Annotated in this window: 14 protein-coding genes; 10 read left to right on the forward strand and 4 right to left on the reverse strand. The window is 43.0% G+C overall.

Annotation, left to right across the window (positions count from 1 at the left end):
- The first annotated feature begins 1 nt into the window (after window position 1).
- A complete protein-coding gene (locus SKC37_RS09405; protein WP_377981232.1) occupies window positions 2-2,431 on the forward strand; it encodes a TonB-dependent receptor in 2,430 nt (809 codons plus the stop codon).
- 109 nt (window positions 2,432-2,540) lie between these two features.
- Here the strand turns inward: SKC37_RS09405 and SKC37_RS09410 are convergent, their stop codons facing one another.
- Both SKC37_RS09410 and SKC37_RS09415 read right to left on the reverse strand, forming a co-directional pair.
- Window positions 2,541-4,658, reverse strand: coding sequence for a TonB-dependent receptor domain-containing protein (locus tag SKC37_RS09410; protein WP_377981233.1), 2,118 nt, complete (start codon window positions 4,656-4,658; stop codon window positions 2,541-2,543).
- Window positions 4,651-5,247, reverse strand: a complete 597-nt coding sequence (locus tag SKC37_RS09415; protein WP_130895125.1) for a DUF4956 domain-containing protein — start codon at window positions 5,245-5,247, stop codon at window positions 4,651-4,653. Before SKC37_RS09415 ends, SKC37_RS09410 begins: the two co-directional genes overlap by 8 nt.
- A 152-nt stretch (window positions 5,248-5,399) precedes the next feature.
- On the opposite strand from SKC37_RS09415, the gene SKC37_RS09420 reads away from it, so the two are divergent.
- The 7 genes from SKC37_RS09420 to SKC37_RS09450 are packed head-to-tail and all read left to right on the forward strand — an operon-like array spanning window position 5,400 to window position 15,369.
- Window positions 5,400-5,831, forward strand: a complete 432-nt coding sequence (locus tag SKC37_RS09420) for a Rieske 2Fe-2S domain-containing protein (RefSeq protein ID WP_377981234.1) — start codon at window positions 5,400-5,402, stop codon at window positions 5,829-5,831.
- Window positions 5,831-6,742 carry a DUF5777 family beta-barrel protein gene (locus SKC37_RS09425; RefSeq protein WP_377981235.1) on the forward strand — a complete coding sequence of 304 codons (912 nt, stop codon included), beginning with the start codon at window positions 5,831-5,833 and terminating at the stop codon, window positions 6,740-6,742. Before SKC37_RS09420 ends, SKC37_RS09425 begins: the two co-directional genes overlap by 1 nt.
- Complete coding sequence (locus tag SKC37_RS09430) at window positions 6,739-7,275, forward strand: YceI family protein (RefSeq protein WP_377981236.1); 537 nt, start codon at window positions 6,739-6,741, stop codon at window positions 7,273-7,275. The genes SKC37_RS09425 and SKC37_RS09430 overlap by 4 nt, the downstream gene beginning before the upstream one ends.
- A complete protein-coding gene (locus SKC37_RS09435) occupies window positions 7,272-8,000 on the forward strand; it encodes a hypothetical protein (protein WP_377981237.1) in 729 nt (242 codons plus the stop codon). The genes SKC37_RS09430 and SKC37_RS09435 overlap by 4 nt, the downstream gene beginning before the upstream one ends.
- Window positions 8,001-8,031: 31 nt before the next feature.
- Entirely contained in the window at window positions 8,032-8,943 is a 912-nt protein-coding gene (locus tag SKC37_RS09440; protein ID WP_377981238.1) for a bile acid:sodium symporter family protein, read from the forward strand.
- Between the two features lie 54 nt (window positions 8,944-8,997).
- Window positions 8,998-14,484 carry a putative Ig domain-containing protein gene (locus tag SKC37_RS09445; RefSeq protein WP_377981239.1) on the forward strand — a complete coding sequence of 1,829 codons (5,487 nt, stop codon included), beginning with the start codon at window positions 8,998-9,000 and terminating at the stop codon, window positions 14,482-14,484.
- Window positions 14,485-15,369 carry a PorP/SprF family type IX secretion system membrane protein gene (locus tag SKC37_RS09450; RefSeq protein ID WP_377981240.1) on the forward strand — a complete coding sequence of 295 codons (885 nt, stop codon included), beginning with the start codon at window positions 14,485-14,487 and terminating at the stop codon, window positions 15,367-15,369.
- Here the strand turns inward: SKC37_RS09450 and SKC37_RS09455 are convergent.
- Entirely contained in the window at window positions 15,366-15,638 is a 273-nt protein-coding gene (locus SKC37_RS09455) for a hypothetical protein (protein WP_377981241.1), read from the reverse strand. The two genes, SKC37_RS09450 and SKC37_RS09455, sit on opposite strands and share 4 nt — an antisense overlap.
- 85 nt (window positions 15,639-15,723) lie before the next feature.
- Here SKC37_RS09455 and SKC37_RS09460 point away from each other — a divergent pair, with 85 nt between their 5' ends.
- Both SKC37_RS09460 and SKC37_RS09465 read left to right on the forward strand, forming a co-directional pair.
- Window positions 15,724-16,776 (forward strand): helix-turn-helix transcriptional regulator, encoded by a 1,053-nt coding sequence (locus SKC37_RS09460; RefSeq protein WP_377981242.1) that lies wholly within the window; start codon window positions 15,724-15,726, stop codon window positions 16,774-16,776.
- A 183-nt stretch (window positions 16,777-16,959) separates the two neighbouring features.
- A complete protein-coding gene (locus SKC37_RS09465; RefSeq protein WP_377981243.1) occupies window positions 16,960-18,354 on the forward strand; it encodes a Gfo/Idh/MocA family oxidoreductase in 1,395 nt (464 codons plus the stop codon).
- Here the strand turns inward: SKC37_RS09465 and SKC37_RS09470 are convergent.
- On the reverse strand, window positions 18,351-19,700 hold the full coding sequence (locus SKC37_RS09470) for a 3-oxoacid CoA-transferase (protein ID WP_377981244.1): 1,350 nt from the start codon (window positions 19,698-19,700) through the stop codon (window positions 18,351-18,353). The two genes, SKC37_RS09465 and SKC37_RS09470, sit on opposite strands and share 4 nt — an antisense overlap.
- Window positions 19,701-19,799 lie beyond the last annotated feature (99 nt).

Below are 19,799 nucleotides of genomic sequence, written 5' to 3' on the forward strand. Positions count from 1 at the left end.
CATGAAATTAATTGCCTTACTACTCATTTGTTCGATTTCGGCTTTTGGCCAAAACTCCTTACACCTCCGCCTTCAAGATGCTAATAAAGAAGCACTGCCTTTTGCGACAGCACTTTTGAAAAAAACGACTGATTCTAGCCTTGTAAAAGGGATGAATACGGATGAAAATGGGGAATTACGGGTCACTAAATTACCCCTAGGTAAATTCACCTTAACCCTTCAATCGACGGGTTTCAAACCAACGAAAATCGCTTTAGATGAGATATCAGCGAATACTAAAATCGAATTAGGGGTCATCACATTGCAGCCATTAAGCACCGAATTAGCGGAAGTAAAAGTGACGGCAACAAAACCGTTCATCGAAAAAAAGCTAGACAAAACGATCGTTAATGTGGAGAATTCTGCCATGGCGGCCGGAAATACGACCATGGAATTATTGGAGCGTTCTCCAGGTGTGATCGTGGACAAAGATGGCAACATTTCCCTAAGAGGAAAATCGGGTGCTGCCATTATGATTGATGGAAAAATTTCGTACTTAAGTGGGGCTGACTTAGCTAATTATCTGAAGAATTTACCCGCAGACCAGGTTTCTCAGCTAGAGATTATGGCCAATCCGTCGTCAAGATATGACGCGGCTGGAACGGGTGGAATCATCAATATTAAGTTGAAAAAGAATTCAAATATTGGGTTGAATGGTTCTGCGAACGCGACTTTGGCACAAGGAGTCTATTCTCGCCAAAGCACGGGGGTGAATTTAAACTACCGAAAGAATGGCTGGAACTGGTTTGGGAATGGTTCCGTAGTGAACCGCAAAATGCTAGAGCGAAATAACCTAACGCGTTATTTTAGAGCCCAAAATGAAGTTTGGGAAAATGGATTTGCCTTCAAAAATGAGAATCAGACGACACAATTGAAAGGTGGGGTGGATTGGTACTATTCGAAGAAGACGACTGTGGGAATTTTGGTTTCTGGCAACATTAACCAATTTACTTTACGCGATGGATTGAATCAGACGATTCAATATACGAGTGCTGGAACGGCTTTGACCCGATTAAACACCTACAATAATGTAGGAAATCCGAGCCATAATTATGCTACGAATTTCAACTTCAAGCATAGCTATGATAGCACGGGTCGGGAATTAACGATTGACCTAGACTATGCGCGATTTGTGGATAATAGTGGCTCTAATTTGCGTTCACAGTTCCAGCGAGGGGACTTTAGCACTTTGCGTGCAGACTCCCTTTTGTTAAATAATGCAAACTCCCTGGTAGACCAATATTCCTTCAAATTAGATTACGTTCTACCCTCCTTCTTGAAATCGAAATGGGGCACAGGTTTGAAATCCTCTTATGTGAAAACAGATAACGATTTACGCTTCCAGGGCAAGAACGATGGGGCTTCATCCTATACTTTTTTAACGGGCCAAAGTAATCACTTCGTCTATGAAGAACAAATTCACGCCGCCTACTTGAACACGGAACGTGCCATCGGCAAATTTAGTTACCAGATTGGCTTACGTGGCGAGTGGACGGTAGCGGATGGGTTATCGCAGGCATACACGGCGAACTCAAAAGATTCCACTTTCCACCGTGACTACTCGCAGTTATTTCCGAGTGCTTTTTTTCAATATGACCTATCTAAAAACCACAGCTTAGGCTTGAATTATTCGCGTCGAATTGACCGTCCAAGTTATGGGGATTTGAATCCATTTGTATTCTTTTTGGACAACTACACTTTCAAAGTAGGAAACCCCATGTTAACCCCACAGTTAACGAACTCGGTGGAATTAAGCCATACTTATATGGGGGCATTCAGCACGATTTTGGGCTATAGCCACACAACAAATGTGATCACGGAGATACTAAAGCAAGACACGCAGGCCAGAAAATCATACCAGACATCAGCAAATATGGCTGAGAGAACTAATTATAGCCTTGGATTCTCTTTACCTATCCCCATTGCGAAATGGTGGTCTACTAATAATGACATCTACTTTAACCGCGCGGAATTAGTCGGAAAAGTAGAAAATGCGAGTCTTAGCCCTGTCAATAATCAATTTTACATCAGCTCAAACCACATCTTCACTTTACCCAAGGCATTCCGCTTAGAAATCGGCGGCAATTACTTTACTGGAGGTTTAGAGAGTGCCTTTATTTTTGGGGCAGGTGGAGCACTAAACTTAGGAGTCCAAAAAACGGTCATGAACAAACGCGGTGTTATCCGCCTCAATGCGCAGGACGTACTTTTAACCTCTAACCCGGATGTATTTATTAAATATGGCGATTTAGATATCGTTGTTCGCCCTCGTCAAGATTCCCGCGTAGTTCGTTTAAACTTTACGTATCGATTCGGAAATATGGCTATTAAAGGAGCGAGGGAGAGAGCGACGGGGTTAGAGGCGGAGAAGTCGAGAGTGAAAAGTAAGTAAAGTCCGATTTATCTTTACTCTCTAATCTCATATCTTTAATCTAAGAGAGAGAGAGAAGAATAAAACGAAATGCATAAAAATATCGCGCAGCGCATTTTTAGCATTCGTTTTATTCTTCGATATCTATTTCTTCTTCGTTCACCCTCTTCCGCTCTCTCGCCTCTTTCATCTTCTTGCTTTCAAACTTATAGCTAAAGCCGATGTAATAAATGCGGGTTTCTTTCTTGCGTTCGAGATCACTGACAAAACCGAAAGGACGGGAGTCGTAGATGGTTTTTTGGGTATTGAACAAATCATTAATGCGGGCATTAATCGTGAGTCGGCCTAGGTCCTTTTTCATGCCTAGATCCACGGTATAATAGGGGCTAATAATTCCCAAAGGATTGATTTGAACGGACTGGTAAATTCCTGATAGCTGGGCAGACCAATTGTTTTTCCATTTGACTTGTTGATTCAAACGGGAGTTCCAGCTCCAGCGGTTTTCAGAAACTTGAGTCCCGTTGATTAAACCTTGTAAATCGGTTTGATACACGGAAGAACTGAGGGTTATTTTGAAAGCCTTTGAAACGGACCAAGTACTTAGATTTTCGAAGCCCCAGGCACGGGATTTGGAGATATTCTCATAGCGCGTCAAGGTAGTGTCTCCATCTAAAAAGGTTCTAACGCGGCCGACTAAACCCGTGATTTCGCGGTAAAATACGGAGTTCGAAACAGAGATTGACTTAAAATCTTTCACGTGCGAAAGCTCTAAAAGCATGGCCTTTTCTGGCTTCAGCGATGGATTGCCCGCATTCAAATTCAAAGGATCCGCAAAGGAAATGAATGGATTCAGGGACTTGTAACTCGGTCGGGTGATCCGGGAAGAAAGGGCAAACGAAATCGACTGTGAAGAAGAAATGGGATGCAAAATGGAAAGTGATGGAAATAGATTCACATAGTTTTGTTGCACATCACCCGCAATTTCAGTGGCCTCGACGCGGAGACCCCCATCTAACTGAAGATAACGCGCTTTTTCAGAAAAGGATAGGTAGCCCGCTTGAATGTGTTCTTCGTACGTAAATCCGTTTGAACGAACGCCGTCTTTGACATAAATTCCCTCCTTCTGTTTCTCATATAAGAAGGAATTTTCAAAAAAGCGCGAATTCAATTTGAATCCATAATCGAGCGAAAGCTTTTTCGAAAACGACTTAGTCCAATCCCCTTGTAATAACAATGTAGAGTTTGCGCTAGAGGCAGACGAACGCTCATTGCGAACAGGAATGTTTGGATTAGGGGTATCAAAATCCCCGTAAAAATAATGCTGGTAGAATTGATTGGCGTCTGAACCCTCGTTTTGAATCCATAAAAAATCGATCTTACCGTTCGCGCTTGGACTATAGGACAAGTTCAAATCAAAACCAAAATCACTTCCTTTCTTGTCCGCATCCCGGGCATAAAATCGATCGGCCGCATAGCTGAATTCGCTTTTATTATAGCGCACTTCTGAATTATGGTCAGACGATAAACGGCCAATGAATGAAATCCCCAAAGTCCGGTCCTTGCTAAAAGTATAAATCGAATTTAGCCGAATAGACTGGTTATAATCCCGGTTGATCTCGTTGGTTGTTTGAGCGATTTGAGAAAAGCCAAAGGGACTTGGATTTTCGCGGTATAGGTATTGGTAGTTGTTGCGCGTGTTTTGGCGTAAATTCAAATCTACCAAATGCGTCCAACGTTTGTAACCTTTTGCATAGGTAGCCGATAGCGCATATTTGTCATTCGTTCCTAGGTTTGAATTGATTCGTAAAGACTCCGTTTTCGAGCCTTTCTTTAATATGATATTTAAAATACCAGAACTGCCCTCCGCGGAATATTTAGCACCCGGATTCGAGATAATTTCGATCCGATCAATCTGATCTGCGGGATATAAACTCAAGGCATTCGCCCGGGAGGAACTCAAAATTCCGGATGGCTTCCCATCAAAATAAATCGTGAGATTCTGATTCCCCCGGTAATTCACATTCCCATCACTGGTCACATAGATGGACGGAATGTTGCTTAAGACATCATAGAGATTTCCTCCTACATTCGTCAAATTCGCCCCTACCTGAAACACCTTTTTCGAAGGATCGCTGGTGTACTCCGAGCGAATGCCATTAACCCGCACTTCCTGCAAGGATTTAGTAAGCAAGGTATCTTTCTGCGCAAAAGCGTAAAATGGAAATAGTAGAAATAGAAACTTATGCATCTAAGTCAAGAGGGCCGGACTCATTTTCTTTGGAAAAATAATACACCCGTAATTGTGCGATTCCACGTTGATAATCAACCTTAACGACCTGAACTTTGTGGATCGGATATCCTGTGCGATCTGTTAAATCTTTTAATAATTCAGCGCGTTCAGCTGGCTTAATCAAGCCCAAATTTTCATAATTAAGCGTCTGAAAATTCTCATGTGTTAATTGCAACGTACGACCTAATAAAAAAGTCATCGCCACTAACACAGCATTAGCCACTAAAAGCATTTCAATGTTCACTAAAGAGGCCAAAGAGTTGATAATTCCCAGCGTCACCACTAAGAAAAAATAACCCATTTCTCCGATGGGTACCGTCACCGTCCGGTAGCGGAACATCGAAAATAAGGCAAACAATCCAAAGGCAAAACCAAACTTCAAATCAGCCTCCGCTAACAAATAACAAAGCACAAAGAGGATGGTATTAAATAAGAAGAAAGTGAAAACGAAGTCGTTATTCCGGTACTTAGGATAATAGATAAAACGCACGACGATGAACGTAAAAAGTAAATTCAGGGCGTAACGAATCAAAAAGGTTTCTAGCATTTGTTCTTATTTATCTTCAAATATAACCATTTCCTATTATCTGCCCTATTCACTTATTCATCATTCTGAAAAGCGCGTTCATCGACTACTGACAATAATCATTTATTTAACGCGTTTAAAAGGCTAAATTGCATCACAAACCCTGAAATAGAATGGAAAATAAAATCAAACGCCACGAATTCTTAAAGTCCCTTGGCTTGAAAGGAGCTTCACTTTTAGCCGTTTATTGCGGCGTTTCCTCCCTTTCTTCTTGCACAAATGAGTCCGTAACACCCGCAAGCAGCGCTGATTTCACTCTCGATTTAACGAATGCGACCTATAGCAAATTAAATACGGTAGGCAATTATGTCATCGCGAATGGCATTGTTGTAGCGCGCGTTTCCAGTACTACGTTTGCTGCGGTAACCCAAGTTTGCTCGCACGAAAACAAGGCGAATGTCATTTACAGCGGAGGTGGATTTTATTGTACTCAACATGGGGCGACTTTTTCTACAAACGGCACTGGCACAAATGCGAATGGTAGCAAAGGCATTAAAGCTTACCAAACTTCTTTATCTGGCACGACACTTCGAATTTTCTCGTAATGAAAAAATTATTCTTATTCCTTTTTTGTAGCACTACTGTTTTTGCACAGGATGATCTTCTCGATATGCTCGAGAAAGAAGATGCGAAAAAAACCACCTTTACCCAGGCCACTTTTAAAGGAACGCGTTTGATTAATGGTCAAACGGTGGAGACACTGGCGAAACAGCACCTAAATTTTTGGATCTCGCATCGTTTTGGATCTGTCAACTCTGGATTCATGGATAATTTTCTGGGTTTAGATGAGGCCAAAATCCGTCTAGGTCTTGAATATTCCCTCACAGACAAATGGCTCATAGGGGCGGGTCGCTCTACCATCGAGAAGACGTATGATATCTATTCGAAGTACAAAGTACTAGCACAATCGAATAAGATGCCTGTTACTGTTACTTTATATGGAGGAATGACGACTAATACGATGCCCACAGGCTACACGACTTCAAGTGGAAATGTGATGCGTTATCAAAATAATTTGCAACGCCAGTCCTATTTTGGACAACTACTCATCGCGCGTAAATTCAGCGATAAGCTTTCCTTACAGCTAATGCCTACTGTTTTACACAACAACAAATCAGAATCCATTTACCTAGAAAATAATTTAGCCTCGATGGGATTTGGCGGTCGGTACAAGCTGACGAATCGCTTGAGCATTTCAGCAGAATACTACAAGAACATCGTCGATAAAGAGGATTACGAAGAGGGTGCCGGTACTCCTTACCCCTACCAAGATTCCTTTTCTGTCGGTTTTGATATCGAGACAGGCGGACACGTTTTTCAATTGCATTTGACGAACTCTCGTGGAATGACCGAGAAACATTTTATAGGCCAAACCCTAGGTACCTGGGGCGCTGGCGACATCTTTTATGGCTTCAATATGGCCCGTACATTCAGTTTAGAACCTAAGAAAAAATGAAACAACTCTTCCTTTTAGCCCTTTTATTTGTTGGATTTCAATCCAAGGCACAGTTATTTATGACGACGAACGGGGAAGTTTCCTTTTTCTCCAAAACTCCAATGGAGGATATCGATGCCGTCAACAAATCTGTATCCAGCATCATCAATACGGCTACGAATGAAGTAGCGGTTCAAATGCGTGTCACGAATTTCGTGTTCCCAAATAAATTAATGCAGGAGCACTTTAATGAGAATTATTTGGAAAGTGAAAAATTTCCCTCTGCGACTTTCAAAGGAAAAATTAAAGAATCCGTCAATCTAACAGTGGCTGGAACTTACCCTATCACCGCATCCGGGTCTGCCACCATTCACGGAGTAACGCGTCCCATTGAATTGAAAGGAACAATCGTTTCAACGGGTTCGACTTTAGCCTTAACGTGTCAATTCGAAGTGAAACTAGTGGACTACAAAGTCGACATCCCGAAGATTGTTTTTGCCAAAATCGCCGAGGTTATCAAGATTTCTAGCAAAATGAACTATACCAAAAAATGAGAATCCTAGGACTTATTTTAAGCTTTATCGTATTTGTGTCCTGCCTAAATGACAAGAACACTCCACTAGCCTATCAACCCATTGTGGTTGATACGACAACGGCTACAAATCCAGTTCTTCCTGCAGGTCCAGCCGTTACTTCATGTAGCCCAGACACCGTTTACTTCCACCAAACCATTCTTCCGCTGATCACTTCTAACTGTGCGATGAGTGGATGTCACGATGCTATCTCAAAAAAAGACGGCGTCATTTTGACGGATTATACTAACATCATGCGCGAGGTAAAAGTAGCCTCCCCCACTTCAAGTGATCTTTACAAATGCCTAATTGAGACGGGAGACGATAGAATGCCTCCTGCGCCAGCGGCTGAATTTAGTTTGGCGAACAAAGGACTCGTTTTGAAATGGATACAACAAGGAGCAAAAAACAATTCATGTAATGCCTCCGCTATCAGTTGTGACACGACTGCTGTTTCATTCAGTGTGACCGTTTTCCCCACCTTGAAAACCTATTGCACCGGTTGTCACAGTGGCACAACGCCATCTGCAGGCATTGATCTAAATTCGCACGCAGCCGTAAAGGTGTATGCCGCTAATGGCAAATTGATGGGTTCTATAAATCATACAGCAGGTTACAAGCCTATGCCATCCAGTACATCGAAATTAGGATCTTGCGAGATTAGCCAAATCAAATCCTGGATTTCAGAGGGCACGTTGAACAATTAATTTTTTTGTAAATTGACAGCAAAAACCTCTTATGAAAGGCTTATTGTTCACCTTTAGCATCATTCTAGCTGTCATTGTAACACTCATTTTTCCTGAACCCTTTATTGGTTTCGGCGATTTGAAATTCAAAATTTTCATCATTCCCCTGTTGCAAATCATTATGTTTGGGATGGGAACAACCATGAAAATGACTGACTTTGCGGAAGTGTTGCGCTCACCAAAAGCAGTGGTTTTAGGTGTATTCTTTCAGTTTACCATTATGCCTTTCGTGGGCTGGGGGCTCACTAAATTATTTCAATTTCCCTCCGAAATCGCAGCTGGCATCATTCTCGTCGGATGCATGCCCTGTGGATTAGCCTCTAATGTGATGTCGTATTTGGCCAAAGCCAATGTTGCCTTATCGCTAACCTTAACCTCTATTGCCACTATTCTGGCACCAGTTCTTACGCCACTTTTAATGAAAAATTTGGCAGGTCAATTAATTGAGATCGATTTATGGGCAATGGTTTGGGAAATTAGCAAACTCATCATTTTACCCATTTTCTTTGGGGTGTTGTACAATAAATTATTGGGATCCCGGTTTATATGGTTTGAAAAAGCACTACCCACCATTTCGATGTGGAGTGTGGGAACGATTGTGGTCATCATCACCGCTAATGGCAGAAATGCGCTGGTGGCGGTGGGACCATTGTTGGTATTGGTTTGTTTGTTGCACAATCTATTTGGATTTATATTGGGTTATTGGGGAGGGCGCTTGAGTCGGTTACCAGAAAAAGATTGCAGAACTATCGCCATTGAAGTAGGGCTCCAAAACGCGGGTCTTGCCTCCGGATTAGCCATGGCGATGGGTAAAGTGGGGACGCTAGGATTACCTGCGGCGATTTTTGGCCCAGTCATGAATATTAATGGTTCCGCGCTGGCAAATTATTGGAAAGGAAAATAAATCGAAAACCATTTATTTTACCTAATTTTAGCTTATATCTGTTCTTAAAACTACATGAGAAAACTGTTTCTCTTATTGTTACTATTCATCCAAATTATAGCACGCGCTCAATCTGTGAGTCCTGCGCCTATGATTGAGGGGACTAGTGATGATGCGAAATGGTTTAAATTAGGGGAGGATTTAAAGAGTATGAGGTTGCCATTTGGAACTTCAAGTCAAATTTCTTCTTCCACCAATCCCAATTATTTTTACAAGATCAAAGTAAAAGGTACATTTGGGACCAGTGCTTCGTCCACTGCGCTCTACATGGATGCGGCCTATTATAATTCGAATATTTCCAATCCCATAGGAACGGATTCACCCGTGCTAAATTCCACTTGTGCGGAAGTTACTTGGAAATTAATGGGCAATTGCCCTCCCTTACCTAACTTTCCCGTAGGATACGCTGCTGATCACGTGTATGAATATTACATCGGTAACTGGGCTGGTGGATCAAAATACACTTTTACGGATGCCACCTTAGGAGACAATAATGGTAACCTCACCTTTGAGACCTGGTACAATAAAGGGACAGAAGCCATCTGCGCAGGCAGTTCCACCACCCTTACTTCGAATCTAGGGGGTACGATTACTTGGTACAAAGATAATGTGCCTATCGCGGGATCAGGACAGACAATTACGGTGAATCAGGCCGGAGTTTACACCGCTAAATCAACCGTTGGTGGCATCGTCAGCAGCGCAAGCAACCCGATTACTATTGTGATAAATCCGCTACCCACGATCACCTTGGGTACCGTAGCTGCCATCACTTCGAATGATCGCTCCTTTGAAATCCCCTATTCATCTCCGACGAATAGCCCCTCTCAATTTTCGGCTACTTCCATCAATATGAATGGATTTGCACCTTTAACGAATCAGCCAATGGGTGGAACATCGTTAACGGTTACCATTCCTTTTGGTCAAGTGGGAAATTATAGTTTCAGTGTCAATGTCAAAAATACGACCACAGGCTGTGTATCCAATAATTATACCGCTACTGTTCAAATTAACTTAGCTCCACCGGCATTTTTAAGCTATAATTCTCCTGTCAAGCTCATAGTCAATCGACAAAATATTGTGCCTATTGCCAGCGCCATTGGGTATATAGAATCATTTAGCGTAATTAGTGGAACGTTGCCTCCTGGAATGTCGCTTGACCCTTATACTGGAGATATTATTGGGACACCTACTATCTTGAATTCAACTCCAGTAACGGTGGTTATTGAGGGTAGAAATAGCCAAGGAGCTACCACCGCCACCGTCGTGTTCACCGTTGTTATCCCTCCTCCGGCAGGGTTAACTTTTCCAACAAGTGCCTATGTATTTCAACAATACACACCCATAACCCCATTTCAACCCACTGTTACAGGGGCAGGTGTCACGTTTGCCATGGCACCAGGATCTACCTTACCTAGCGGCTTGTCCATAGATCCTAGCAACGGACGAATTTCAGGTACCCCACTGGTGCCTAGTCCAACCACCAGATATACCATTCGAGCGACAAACTCAACGAGTTACACCGACTCCAATATCGACATCACCGTTATCATTGCCCCGCCTAACTTTACCTATACGGTACCCAATCGCTTCTTTACAGGCTCAGCCATTACTCCTATTACACCGGTCAGAGCACCCATGGGAGGTGCTGTCACCATTTACACCACAACCACTCCTTTGCCGGGTGGATTAACCTTAGACCCGTTAACAGGAACTATTTCAGGAACCCCTACAGAAACCACAGGGTTAAACACCTATGTCATTAAAGGAAGTAATGCAAACGGCGATCATTCTGAAGTCTTCTCTTTTGATGTATTAATTCCGGCACCTACCAACCTGACTTATCCTAATCCGATAACACTCTATCTAAATACACCTTTTGCCCCCATTCCACCCACTACCATTACCGGAACGGTTTCTAGTTATACCATTAGCCCTACCTTGCCGGGAGCGCTCACTTTCGACCCAACCACGGGAGAAATCGGAGGTTTCCCGTCTGTTTTAAGCCCTCCAATTATCTATACCATCACAGCGGCCAATAGTACGGCGTCGATTATTTATACGACAAGTATTCGGGTAGTAATACCTCCGCCAAGTGGATTTAGTTATTCCTCTCCGCATGAATTCACCCAAGGTATTCCCATTACCGGAATAACCCCAAGTATCACCGGAACAGGTATAACGTTTACGGCGGCTAGTCTTCCCCCAGGACTTTCTATTAATCCCAATACGGGGGTAATTACCGGAACACCTACAGCAGCAAGCCCGAGTACCGTCTACATTATCAGAGCCTCTAACTCGACGGATTTTGTCACGGCTCCCATTACGATTAGCGTCAAAATCGCAGCGCCATCTACTCTGAGCTATACAAATCCCTTGATTTTCGAAGAACGGGTGCCTATTTCACCCATTAATCCTGGCGTTACGGGCGTAGTAGATATTTTCGAGGTTTATCCTACTTTACCGGCGGGGATTAATTTTAACCCGAGCAATGGACAGATAAATGGTACTCCTACTTTGGCCACTCCGAGTGCTACTTATACCATTACGGCTAGAAATTCAACTGGATTTACCACGGCTACTACGAACATCACCGTACTGATTGCTAGACCTCAAATCTCTTATACAACACCGAATGTCTATTATGAGACAGTGGCCATCAGCCCCTTAAGTCCTAACAAATTTGGAACGGTCGTTAACTCCTATACAATTAGCCCAGGATTACCTAGTGGCCTAAATTTTGATACGAGTACTGGCGTTATTTCTGGTGCATCGAACGTTCAGATTCCACAAACCACTTACACCATTACGGCCACGAACACCACTGGAACCGGAACGGCATTCGTCGATATTACGGTAACCATTCCACCGCCTACGAATTTAACCTATACAAATCCACCTATCTATTATACCGGAACGACCATAAGTACCTTGACACCTACGGTAACTGGATTTGTAGCGTCTTATACCATCGATAAACCATTACCCGCTGGCTTGTTCTTCAACACGAACACGGGGGTAATTACGGGAACTCCCACAGAGGCGATACCTAACACTATTTTTACCATTACCGCTATTAATGCAGCGGGGTCTAGCTCCTATGGTTTACCCATTACGGTCCTCATTCCTGCGCCTACCGGTTTATCTTACAATACACCGAACGTCTATGAAGAGGGAGTCGATATTCCGCCTTTGAACCCGGCCGTAACTGGATTTGTCTCTGCTTATACTGTAAGCCCTAGCCTACCTGCTGGTTTGATATTAGATACGTCGACTGGGCGAATTTTTGGAATACCGACACTAGCAAAACCAACGACTACTTATGTGGTGACAGCTAGTAATTCCACTGGATCTACCTCCACAAATCTGGTTATTACGGTATTAATTGCCCGCCCTAGGAATTTGGTCTATCCTACTCCTAAGGTGTTATACCAAAACTTTGTGATTCCTGACATTGCGCCATCGGTGACGGGAACCGTTGCGACGTATTCCATCGACCGAACGCTACCTGCAGGACTTTCCTTTAGTTCAAGTACGGGTATCATTAGTGGTAATCCATCGGCTTTAAGTTCGATGCAAACCTATGTGATTACGGCCAGAAACAGTACTGGTTCTACAACGGCCAGCATTGACATATCAGTGGTCATTGCCCCTCCCTCTAATTTGGCCTATTTTAGCCCGACTAAATTAATTCAAGATAGCACGTTGGCACCGGTAAGGCCAACCTATTCTGGATTAGCGACGGCTTTTGCAATCGACAAACCTTTACCTCTTGGACTTACTTTCAACACGGCTACAGGGGAAATTACAGGAAAACCAAGTGTTTATACGGGCCTCGTGAGGTATATAGTAACAGCGTCTAACTCGACTGGATCTACCTCTGCTCCGTTGGATTTGGAAATATTGATTGCTCCTCCTAAAAATTTGGCCTACGCCACACCGGTGATTTATGAGGAGGAAGTAGCGATTGCCCCCTTAAATCCAAGGGTAATCGGACGAGTAGACTCGTATACCATCGACAAACCATTGCCGGATGGGTTAAGCTTAGATCCTATCACGGGAATCATATCCGGAACGCCCACAAAAGCTATCCCAGCCACCATCTATTGGGTAACGGCGACAAATACAACGGGATCAGCTAGGGCTAGGGTGATCATTACGGTGCTAATTGCAAGGCCACGTATTACGTATCCAGAACCGCCATTGGGCGCTCAGATTAATCCAGTATATGCGGGAGTTGATTTGTTTATTTTTGGCCAAACAAATCCCCCACTTGTCCCAGTTATAAAAGGAGTCGTAGGAAGCATCGTTATCAATAAGCCTCTTCCGGCTGGCTTGAGTTTTGACCCCACCACTGGAATCATTTCTGGAACACCTACGGTTTTAAGACCGCCTACCACCTACGTGGTGACCATTACGAACAGTACTGCTGCTACGACAGATACCATTCGTATAGCAACCGTCATTCCAAGACCAAGCAGTTTATCTTATGCAACGCCACAGATATACACGGAAAAGATTAAAATCAGTCCTTTAAATCCAGTGGTACAAGGCAATCCAACCTTATATACGATTGACAAACCATTGCCTGCTGGATTAAGTCTTAATCCATTAACAGGATCAATTACGGGTACCCCTACGAAAGCGCAGGATTTCATCGATTACCAAATAACCGCTAGCAACACGACGGGGTATGATATATTTACGGTATCCATCAAAGTATTAATCGCTTTCCCAGAAATTGATTACCCCGCGACTGGTGTTTTCAAACAAGGAGTTCCGGTTAGTTTCAAACCCGTAGTGATCGGTATCGTCGATATATTTACGACAGATTCCCTATTACCTCCAGGTTTAACTTTAGACCCTAAAACAGGGGTAATTTCTGGCACTCCTACTTGGCCAGCCAATCCTAGAAATTACATCATTACCGCCCGAAATTCTACCGGTCCAGGACTCGATAGCACCATCATCACGGTACTTGAAGATGTGAATTATGATACCGACAAAGATGGCTACACGGATCTTGTTGAAATAGGCGGGGATAGAAATAAACCAGTTGATACCGATAAAGATGGACTTCCTGACTATAATGATTTGGACTCCGATGGGGATGAAATTAAAGATGAGTGGGAAAATGATTTGAATTATGGTGGGTTGCCTGATTGCGATCACGATGGCGTGGACAACCGAATTGATCCAGACGCCTGTGACCCAGTGGCTTTCCAAGGGATATCCCCTAACGGAGATGGAAAAAATGACTACCTAGTTATTCCAGGAGTCATGCGGACCACTCCGAATACGCTGACGGTATATGATCGAATTGGAAATATGGTTTTTGAGGCAAAGGATTATGCAAATAATTGGGGAGGGGAAACAAACCGGGGAAATCCTCTTTTAGCCGGGGATGGCCTTTTGCCTGACGGGGTATATTTCTATATTTTAGATTACAATGGCGTTAGACCTAAGGTTTCTACTTATATTTACATCAATCGATTGAAAAAATAAATGAGATTACGCAGTATCATTTGCGGGTGTTTATTATTTTTTGCTGGCCAAATAAAGGCCCAGACAGATCCTGTGTTCTCTTTATTCCGTTTATATCCACAAGTCATTAATCCTACTTTTGTGGGGGCCAGTGATAAAAATGAACTCATTTTAGTGAACCGAAATCAGTGGACTTCCATGCCAGGAACACCGGTGACCACTGCATTAATGGGTAATTTCAACTGGGGCGAAAAAATGGGAGTTGGTTTTACCTCTTTTTTAGATCAATTAGGACCAGTAAAGGCCACTTCAGTGAATAGCGATTTTGCCTACCACTCGTTGATTAATGACAAATGGGCGCTATCAGGTGGTATTCGAGTAGGAGTAACGAACCTGGCATTGGATTTCTCCGGCCTCAGTCTGTTAGACCAAACCGATGAAATGTTTACTCAAAACTATTCAACCGGACTACAGATTAATTCAGGATGGGGTGTTCGTTTAGCGAAAGAAGATAAGTTTTATGTGAGTATTTCTCAGCCGAGAATGTTGTGGAATGATTTTGGACTACAAAACGGAAAATACAAAGACGCCTCATTCTATTATGGAATGATCGGGAAAAAGCAGGTGCTAAGTCAAGCCGTCACCCTGCACACCAATGCCATCGTAAGGGCGGCTGCGGATTTACCCTTAAGCTATGATATAAATCTAACCGGTTCCTTTTATGAGTTACTAGATGTGGGCTTTGGCTACCGTAATGAAAATGCCATCGGCCTTAATTTAGGCGTCCAATTTAGCCCTACGGTTTACTTGGGTTATCAATATGAAATGCCTACTAATACCATTTCTAAAATCACGAATCAGACCCATGAATTCGTGTTGAAGTTCCAGTTTGAGCGCGGAAACTAACGCGTCTCTAACTCCGAGAACAAATTTAATCCTGCCCCCCCAGCCAAATAAAGTAATTCCGCTAATACCGCTTGCGTATAAAATCCATCTGCATCCGTATTTCCAAAAAATTGAAAATCTGCCAGAATCAATCCAAGGCAAATCAAGAAATTGCAGATCACAAATAACTTAACTGCACCAGTCGTTTTATTCACTTGAAATGCTTTTAAATAGCCCTCTGTTGCATAAAAAAAGAAAGGAAGTACAAGTAATGTTTTGATGTTTTTCATATTGTTTTCGTTTTTGAATACCCAAAATTGCAACAGTAGTACGCCAATAATTGGCGACTTATTGAAAATTTAGTAGATTCGTCTTATGAACACAACGGATCGCCTCAAAGAGCTCAATAACCTTTTTCTGCGCAAATCATTTCCGATGAGGGCCTCCACGGTAAGCGCCTATTTCGTAGACCAGTTTGATCAAATTAGCTATAGTGAACGTAGCTTTAGCCGGGACTTAAAAGCGTTAAAGGAGAAACTTGCAGAACGGTATCCGAGCCTAGAAGAATCCCATGGGGATTTAATTCGCTATTCTAAATCTGAAAATCGCTTTTATTATATCCGCGATGACATCAGTGCGTTCCCCTCCTTTTCTGAAAAAGAATTAGACCAAATTGCCTCCATGATCGATTTCAATAAACATTTGTTTACAGGGGGAAATGGGAATGGAATTGTGAATAAGTTGCGGGCCATCTCGTTGGAAAATAACCTCATTAAACATAATGACCTAGCTTCTTGGCCTGCGATTGAATTAATTAACGAAGGAGATCGTTCAGGATCTGAACACGTTAAATTTCTAGTAGACGCCATCGCTGGAAAGCAACTCATCGAAATATCGCACAAAGGTTTAACAGCGTCGTCCAAAAATAAATCAGTAACTGGCCTACCTCTGCTCATCAAGGAATATAATAATGGCTGGTATACGGGCTGGTATTTATTGTTCCAAGAGATCCCTGAAGCAGAATCCGTCACGAAAATTTCGCTTGATCAGCTACGTCTTTTCGCTTTGGACCGCATCGATGAAATACGCGAGAGTTCTAGAACAGCTAAAACGAGAATTCATCCTGCTTTCCAACCATCGGATTTTTTTAAAAATACCTTAGGTTTATTCCGGGGTGTTAGCGACGCGGAACGAATCCTCCTCCAAATACAAGAAGATTCCTGGATCAAGGAATATGTGACGAAGTATCCCATCCACCCATCGCAAAACACCCTTGACTCCTTGCATTTTGAGTTATCAGTAGAAATTAACCAAGAACTAGAAAATTTCCTCCTACGTTATTCCACTGAATTGCAGGTAATTGAACCATTTCATTTACGAGAAAAAATACGCAAAAAATTAGAGATCGCAGTTTCGTTTTACCAATAAACTGATAATCTATAAGACCGATGTTTGATAACCAATAATTAGACATATCTTCGCTTATTACAAAATCAATTAGTGGTTTGGTGTGCATCAAGATGAAAGAACTTTTCTTTCATCTTTTTTTTTGATTTGGGAGGCAAGTAGTTTAGCTAAGTCTTTGGCTTTTAAAGGCAAACCTATTAAATCATGAATCAACATTATAATTCCCGCCGTGACTTTTTAAAAAATGCCGGCTTACTAGGAGCTGCTGCAGCTTTCCCTAATATACTTTCGAAATTACCTGGCGAAAAAGTTAATCTTGCATGTATCGGTATCGGTAACCAAGGTGGCCTAGACGTGATGTCCCTATATAATACGGGGCTTGCTAATATCGTAGCGCTTTGCGATGTAGATATGGGAGCTCCTCAAACATTGAAAGTCTTAGAGAAATTTCCTGATGTACCCCGCTTTCAAGATTTCCGTCAGATGTTCGATAAAATGGGATCGCAGATTGAAGCCGTTTCTATCGGTGTACCGGACCATTCACACTTCCCTATCACCATGATGGCTTTAGCTTTAGGCAAGCACGTCTTCGTAGAAAAGCCGATGGCACGTACGTTTAACGAAATTGAGTTAATGATGGCGGCAGCGCGCAAGCACCCGAAAGTAGTCACACAAATGGGTAATCAAGGTCACTCAGAGGGAAATTATTTTCAATTCAAAGCTTGGAAAGAGGCGGGCATCATTAAAGATGTGACGTCGATGACAGCGCACATGAATTCGCCTCGTCGCTGGCACAGTTGGGATCCGAAAATTACGAAGTTCCCCGCAGCAGAGTCGATTCCATCTACGTTAGATTGGGATATTTGGCAAGGGGTCGTTTCGCCACATGATTACCAAAAAGATTTTGTGAACGGACAATGGCGTTGCTGGTATGACTATGGTTTAGGTGCACTAGGCGACTGGGGTGCTCATATTATGGATACCGCACATGAATTTTTAGACTTAGGTTTACCTACGGAGATCAATATGCTCCGGGCAGATGGCCACAATAACTTTTTCTACCCGATGTCGTCTACGATTCAGTTTAAATTCCCAGAGCGCAAGAATATGCCTGCGATGGATATAACGTGGTATGACGGAGTGAACAATATTCCACCAGTTCCAGCGAATTATGGAACAAATGAATTAGATCCGAATATTCCTCCAGCAGGAAATGGGAAAATACAGCCCGCTAAATTAAATCCGGGCAAGATTATCTACAGCAAGGATTTAACGTTCAAAGGCGGATCACACGGAAGCACGCTTTCAATTTTAGGCGATGCGGGTAAAGATTTAAAATTACCGGAAGTGCAGGCTAGCCCATCTAACCATTACGCGAACTTCTTAAAGGCCTGTATGGGTCAAGAAAAGACTCGTTCACCGTTCGAAATCGCAGGTCCATTAAGTCAAGTGTTCTCACTAGGTGTCATGGCTCAAAAACTGAATACGAAACTTCAATTTGATCGCAAGACAAAACAAATTACGAACAACTCACTAGCGAATTCCCTTTTAGTAGGAGCGCCGCCAAGAAAAGGTTGGGAGCAATACTATAAAATCTAAAATTCTGGCACCTGGTCCGGGATGATTAATCGTCCGGCCGTAGCTGCTTTTATTTGTTCAACTGAAACCCCGTGGGCACGCTCTTTCAACAGAAAGCCGCCTTCGGGGTTTATGTCTATAACGGCTAAATCAGTGATGATACGCGTGACACAGCGCTCCCCGGTCAAAGGCAAATCGCAAGAAGACACTAATTTCGATTTTCCATCAGAGGTCAAATGCAGCATCGCTACGATAACTTTATCCGCAGAAGCGACTAAGTCCATCGCCCCTCCCATTCCTTTGACCATTTTGCCAGGGACTTTCCAGTTCGCTAAATCTCCGTTTTCAGAAACTTGCATTCCCCCTAAAATGGTAACGTCAATATGGTCCCCCCGGATCATAGCAAAGCTTTCTGCGGAACTAAAAATCGAGCCTCCCTTTAAAATCGTTATTGGGCGCTTACTCGCATTAATTAAATCTGGATCTTCCAGACCACGTTCTGCCAAAGGCCCGATACCAAGTAGTCCATTTTCCGATTGTAAAATCACTTTCATTCCCGCTGGAATATGATTCGATACGCGCGTAGGAATACCGATACCCAAGTTGACATAATCTCCATCCTTGATTTCTTTCGCTAAACGACGCGCGATGATTTCTTTCTGTTCATCCTCTGAATGTGCCAAGGCAGGAAAATGTTCGATAGGTTTGACATAGTTTGATCCCTGAAAAATGCGCTGTACGTAAATTCCAGGCGTGTGGATTTCGTTCGGATCTAAGCTGCCCGCCGGAAGCAATTCTTCTACTTCTGCGATGGTGATTTTTCCCGCTGGCGCCATCACTGGATTGAAGTTGCGGGAAGTTCCCTTGTAAATCAAGTTACCGTCCGTGTCCCCTTTCCAGGCTTTGACAAAAGCATAATCCGCAGTTAAAGCCTTTTCTAATAAGTATTTCTTCCCTTCAAACACCCGAACCCCTTTCCCCTCAGCCACATCCGTTCCCACCCCGGCTGGCGTATAAAAGGCGGGGATTCCCGCACCGCCACAACGAATGCGTTCTGCTAAGGTTCCTTGCGGAACGAGTTCGACGGATAAGTGACCCTCTAGAATTAAGTCTTCTAACAGGTGATTTTCGCCCACATAGGAGCAGATGAGCTTTTTGATGGCGCGGGAAGCGACTAATTTACCTAGCCCGAAACCCTCAATTCCCGCTTCGTTTGAGATACAGAGAATCTCTTTTGTTCCGATGTCCAGCAACGCATTTATGGAGTTTTCAGGAACACCTGTTAAACCAAAACCACCAAATAACATCGAGGAGCCTGAAGAAACATCAGAAATGGCATCAAATGCCGTAGCGTAAACCTTGTTCATCTAGTTAAATTAAACAGATATTATTATCTTGTAGCTGATTAATATCAGGTTTTGGCAATACTAGCTCCGCTGTTCGGCATCTTTACATCCTTTATTCTC

Source organism: Aquirufa esocilacus (assembly GCF_042715595.1).
Classification (GTDB): Bacteria; Bacteroidota; Bacteroidia; order Cytophagales; family Spirosomataceae; genus Aquirufa; species Aquirufa esocilacus.